Annotated in this window: 1 protein-coding gene; it reads left to right on the plus strand. The window is 75.2% G+C overall.

Annotation, left to right across the window (positions count from 1 at the left end):
- Nucleotides 1-13 precede the first annotated feature (13 nt).
- On the plus strand, nucleotides 14-939 hold a 926-nt coding region (locus PSH25_RS27500; protein WP_238661803.1), incomplete at its 3' end, for a condensation domain-containing protein.

Below are 939 nucleotides of genomic sequence, written 5' to 3' on the forward strand. Positions count from 1 at the left end.
CCCCCGGCCGCCGGTGCAGACCCACCGCGGCCGCAGCCTGCCCTTCACTGTCGACGCCGCGACGACGGCGGCGCTGGCCGGGCTGGCCCGGTCGGCCGGTGCGACAGTCAACGCGGTCGCCCTGGCCGGGCTCAGCGCCCTGTTGCGTCAGGCCACCGGCCAGGACGACCTGCTGCTCGGCATGCCGGCCGCCGGTCGGGCGAGCACCGACCTGGAGCCGCTGATCGGTTGTTTCGCCAGCATGGTGGTGCTGCGGGTGGACGCGAGCGGCGACCCGACGGCGCGTGAGCTGGTGCGCCGGGTCCACCGCACGGTCAGCGAGGCGTACGCGCACCAGGAGGCCCCGTACGCGCGGGTGGTGGAGGAGGTCCGCCCGGTCCGCGACCCGAGCGTGAACCCGCTGTTCCAGGTGCTGGCCACGATGACCGACGGTGGTGTGGCGCGGCGGCAGGCGGCAGGCGTCACCTTCACGCCGGTGGCCGCCGAGAACGGCCTCACCGACTTCGACCTCTTCGTCAGCCTGACCGCGCACGGCGACCGGATCGAGGGCGCTGTCGACTTCAACGCCGACCTGTACCTGGACGAGACGATCGCCGCGACGGTGGGCCGGCTGCCGGAGCTGCTGCGCGAGCTGGCGGACGCCCCGGAGCGGCCGTTGTCGCAGGTGCCGGGGTTGCGCCGGCAGCGGATCGCGCTGGCGGCCACGTTCACCGTCGACCCGGTGCGCGACCCGGTGGAGTTCTGGCTGCGCTTCCTGCGGGTGCCTGCCTCGGTCGAGCTGGTCGGGTACGGGCAACTGGTGGCGCACCTGCTCGCCGGGCGGCCGGCCGACGCCACCGTGTGCCTGCTGCGCTGGGAGGACTGGCTGCGACGGCAGGACCGCAGCGCCGGTGAGGCGGCCCTCGACGCCGCCATGGACGACCTGGCGGCGGCGGTGGC

This window comes from Micromonospora foliorum (genome assembly GCF_022229015.1).
Taxonomy (GTDB): Bacteria; Actinomycetota; Actinomycetes; order Mycobacteriales; family Micromonosporaceae; genus Micromonospora; species Micromonospora foliorum.